The sequence below is a fragment of the Nostoc cf. edaphicum LEGE 07299 genome, from assembly GCF_015207245.1.
Taxonomy (GTDB): domain Bacteria; phylum Cyanobacteriota; class Cyanobacteriia; order Cyanobacteriales; family Nostocaceae; genus Nostoc; species Nostoc edaphicum_B.
Genome location: NZ_JADEXF010000431.1, coordinates 1 through 4,546, shown reverse-complemented (window position 1 = coordinate 4,546; position 4,546 = coordinate 1). Strand labels below are relative to the sequence as shown.

Here is a 4,546-nt window from a genome sequence, read left to right as displayed (position 1 = left end):
ACCCTAACCCTCCCCGTATGTATTGGGGAGGGAACAAGATTTCTTCTTCCCCCCTTTACAAGGGGGGATTAAGGGGGGTAATTCGACTTGTGTGTACACTGTAGACCTCTAGGCAGGGAACACATTCTGGGAGGGCTGCCGCCTCCAGTAGCTTGAGAAGAGGCAGCAGCCCTTTTTTAAATACATTCCCAGCCTGGAGGCTGGGAACAAGACGACACAAGCCTTTGGGCTTTTCTTAGTGCCATTCGGGTTAGAAAGGATAACTCAAAGTAATATTAGCTTTCGGAAGTTTCCTGAGAGAACTTCTTATGAATAGTTCTTGTGGATTCCCCATCAGCAGCTACTGTGATGAGATAGTCCATTAAACCATCTGAAAAGGGAAGACGTAGGTGGAAAGTACCATCGGGTTTAACTTTGATGGCATGACCGCCAATGTTTACGTTGGTATTTGGTTGAGTTGCTCCGTGAATAATTAACTCAGCATCAGCCACAAACCAAAAATCTCCGTAGGGACGACTGAATACCCGAACGTTAGCGGAACGAGCTATAAGTAACCAACGTAGTTTACCGCCGTCGGCATCGCCATCAGCAATATAACCAATTTCAACCATGTAATCGCGATCGCTCACGGGAATCGCCACAAAGCGATCGCGTGCTACTTCTTCAGATTCATACTGCTGGACAAGTTGGGGACTTTGATAACTCAAGTCAATGCCGGTGACATCATACAGCCGCACTACTAATTGGGAACCCCCCTGTTGTCGCAGTGCTTCTGCCTGAGCTTTGGAAATCTGCCAAGAGACATAAGCCCACTTGGGAGTCCGGGGTGTGAGAACAATACTGCTCTCTTCTGGAGCAGTTTCTGCTTCTACATCTGCCAAAGCAATAGCGGTTTCGCTTACTAATGCTACATTTTCAACGACGGGATCTTTTGTCGTTGAAAATGTAGGCACTGGACTAAAGACACGAACGATCGCAGAACGGGCAATGAATAACCAGCGTTGTTTACCGTCGTAGACATCGCCATCAGCGACATAGCCAATTTCAGCTATGTAGTCGCGATCGCTGATGGGAATTTCTACAAAGCGATCGTGTGCTGTCTCTTCACATTCATACTGCTGGACAAACTGAGGATTTTGATAACTCAAGTCTATTCCAGTCACATCATACAGCCGCACTACCAATTGAGAGCCGCCTTGTTGCCGCAGTGCTGCTTTTTTGGCTTCGGAAATCTCCCAAGAAACTTCAGCCCATTGGAAAGTGCGGGGTGTGAGGACAATACTGCTCTCTTCTTGGACATCTACCAAATCAACATCTGTTTTATCCGCGATTGCGACATCATCAACTACGGGATCTGGATTCACAGGACTGGAGACATGAACGATCGCAGAACGGGCGATAAATAACCAGCCATCGCCATCAGCGAGATAGCCAATTTCAGCCATGTAGTCGCGATCGCCCTGGGGAATGTCCACCAATCCTTCGTTTTCTGTTTCCTCAGATTCATACAGCTTTACAAGCTGCGGAGGTTGATAACTCAAATCTATTCCAGTCACATCATACAGCCGCACTATCAATTGAGAGCCGCCTTGTTGCCGGAGTGCTGCTTTCTTGGCTTCGGAAATCTCCCAAGAGACATGAGCCGATCCATCAGTATCTGGTGTGAGGACAATACTGCTTTCTTCTTGAGTATCTACCAAACCAATAGCTGTTTCGCCTGCAATCGCCACACGATCAACTATCGGATCTGGATTTACAGGACTGAATACACGAACAATTGCGGAACGGGCGATGAATAACCAGTGTTCGCCATAAGCGATATAGCCAATTTCAGCTATGTAGTCGCGATCGCCCTGGGGAATTTCTACAACGCGATCGTGTGCTGTCTCTGCACATTCGTACTGCTTGACTAACTGCGGAGTTTGATAACTCAAATCAATGCCAGTCACATCATACAGCCGCACTACCAATTGAGTACCGCCTTGTTGCCACAGTTCTGCTTTCTTGGCTGGGGAAATCTCCCAAGAGACATGAGCCGATGTATAAGTATGTGGTGTGAGTACAATACTACTTTCTTCATCTGCATCAACCAAACCACTAGCTGTTTCGGCTGCGATCGTCCCATTTTGGGCATCCGATCCGAAAGTGCTAGCCCAAGCACCAACTCCCGCACCCGCTGCTAAAGCTGCGGCCAAATCTGTGGAGTTAGCTTCCCCAACAGTCGGCTCGGCGGGAAGTTCTGACTCTGGCAAAGTTAAAGTGGGTTCGGCTGCGTCCGCTACCACATTCAATGCATCTTTACTCAATACATCTTCTGGAAATTCCGGTAAATCGAGCAGTGAGGATGTATCTGTCTCTGATGCTTCCACATCGGCTATCACTTCGTCAGATTCCGCTAAGGGCAATTCATCTACTGAGGCTGTATCTTCAGTTGAGGTGATACTCTCTAGCCAGTTCAATTCTGCCTGAAGTTCATCATCTACCTCATCTTCACTAATTGCTGTGTCCCAATATCCAAAATCAGATGTTGCTTGTGGCACATCTGGTAATTCTGGGAGTGGGGCTGTCACCTCAGATAAAGGCAGTTCCACATCAGACACTTCTTCTGGAATATTACCTGGGTAAGGATATGAAGTATTTACTACAGCTGCCGGGGCTTCTATATCCCATGCAACTTCATCAGGCTCAGGAGTGTATGTTTCCGTATAATTACTGTGATTTACAGTCTCATCAATGGCGTCTGTTTCTGTTTCTTTGTTATTAAAGGTAGACCAAGTAGCCGCCCCGATGCCTGTTGCTATAGCTGCACCACCTAAAGCCGCGGCTCCTAAGTTGTTATTTTCTGAGCCATTAGCTACGCCCGATGTCGCGCCTTCATAGAGGTTAGAAGTACCATTAGTTGTCTCTTGTACTAAATTTGCTGTCTCCTGAGTAGCATTTTGGTTCAGGTCAGATTGTGTTTGAGCATAGATGTTAAAAGGAGTGCGATCGGGGGTTTCTTGCTCTTGAAAGTGCGGTACTGCCTGCTCCTCCAGCGTCGCTCCATTCAGGGAGGAAACTGTGCTGGCATCGAGCGCCGCCGTTTCTCCATTGGGTGGATGAGGATTTGATTCTGGTAAATTGTCTGTTGTCTGAGCGGGCAATGGACGTTTTCTCAGAATCCACCATAGTGCAGATCCACCTACAGTTATAAAAAAGACAGGTAGCAGCAACCACAATGGTGTTTCTCTATTTACAATTGGATCGCTTTGTGCAGGAGCAGCCACAAAGGGCTGTTCGCCAAATGCAGAACTAGTGGCATTAGGGGAAGGCGTAGTTGCTGGTGTCGTTTGGACACCGGGTGAAGTCGCAACAGCAGGTTGTAATACGCTGGCTGCGATCGCCTCAGCTTCCGCAGTTCTACCTCTTTCTATAGCCTGTTGTCCTGCGGGTGCTAGGGTAAACCCCAGAAAATCTACTGTGGTTAAACTCTGATCTTTTTTGTAAACGTAAACTAAAGGTTGCGAGAAGGGATATCTCGCATCAGCTGGCAAGGCTTGATGTAATTGCAGAACTCGCACACCTTTCAACTTCGACACCTGATTAGCTAACACATAGCTGATGCCGTCTTTGCCCAGTTGTTTGATGATTTCTGCGGTATTATCTTCACTTACTTGGGTAGCATTGGCCCCTGTAGCAAATTCAGCATTTTTGAAGGCTGGATAAGTACGAAAAGTATTGCGAGTTTCACTCGTATTCGGGCGATCGATTAACCGAATCTTGGCTGAAGGCCCTCCCAGTTGTGACCAATTTGTAATTTGCCCCCGAAAAATCCGGGCAAATTGCCTACTAGTCAAGCTTCCTTTGAAAGGATTGTCTGCACCAACCACGATCGCAATCTTTTCACGCTGCAAACGAACTTGTTCTAGTCCTTGAGCTTTTTCTGCTGGCGTCAACCCGCGCCCCATTGCGACTATATCGATTTTGCCATCTAGCAAATCTTTCAGCGCAGTCTCAGTGCCGTTTGCAGCAACTTCAACCTTTTTACCGATAAACTGTTTTTCAAAACTTTCTTTCAGGCTTTGGTTGATTGCACTCAAGCTACTGGAACCGTCAATCCGCACTATCGATTCATTCTGCCCTGCTTGTGGCAGTGGCGAAGAGGTAGCTTCAGGTGTAGATTGTGCCAGCATCGGTGCTGATACCACCAGAGATGCTGCCATTGGGGTTGTAGCTAAAGCAACCCATAATAACAGTCTGACTATCGAAGTATGTTTTTTTTCTTGTTGCCACATAAGCCCCTTAATTAAAGTAAAAAATAGAAAGCCTGCCAGTCCTAAATCGCGATCTTTATAAAGATTATGGAGGAGACGGGCTAATTATACATCTGAGTTATCTTTAGTTCTAATTACTTTAAAGCACTTATGCTGATTTATACTTCGCTGCAACGTGGATAGCATGATAATTTATACTCTAATTGCCAAAGTCTGTTTACTATAAATTCTTCTAAGTTATATTGCAACTTATACACAAGTTGGTAGTTTATGACCGCGATTATGAATTATTG

Annotated in this window: 1 protein-coding gene; it reads right to left on the bottom strand. The window is 46.3% G+C overall.

What is annotated here, in order from left to right:
* Positions 1–275 precede the first annotated feature (275 nt).
* Entirely contained in the window at positions 276–4,274 is a 3,999-nt protein-coding gene (locus IQ229_RS14135) for a DUF4912 domain-containing protein (RefSeq protein WP_194044698.1), read from the bottom strand.
* Positions 4,275–4,546 lie beyond the last annotated feature (272 nt).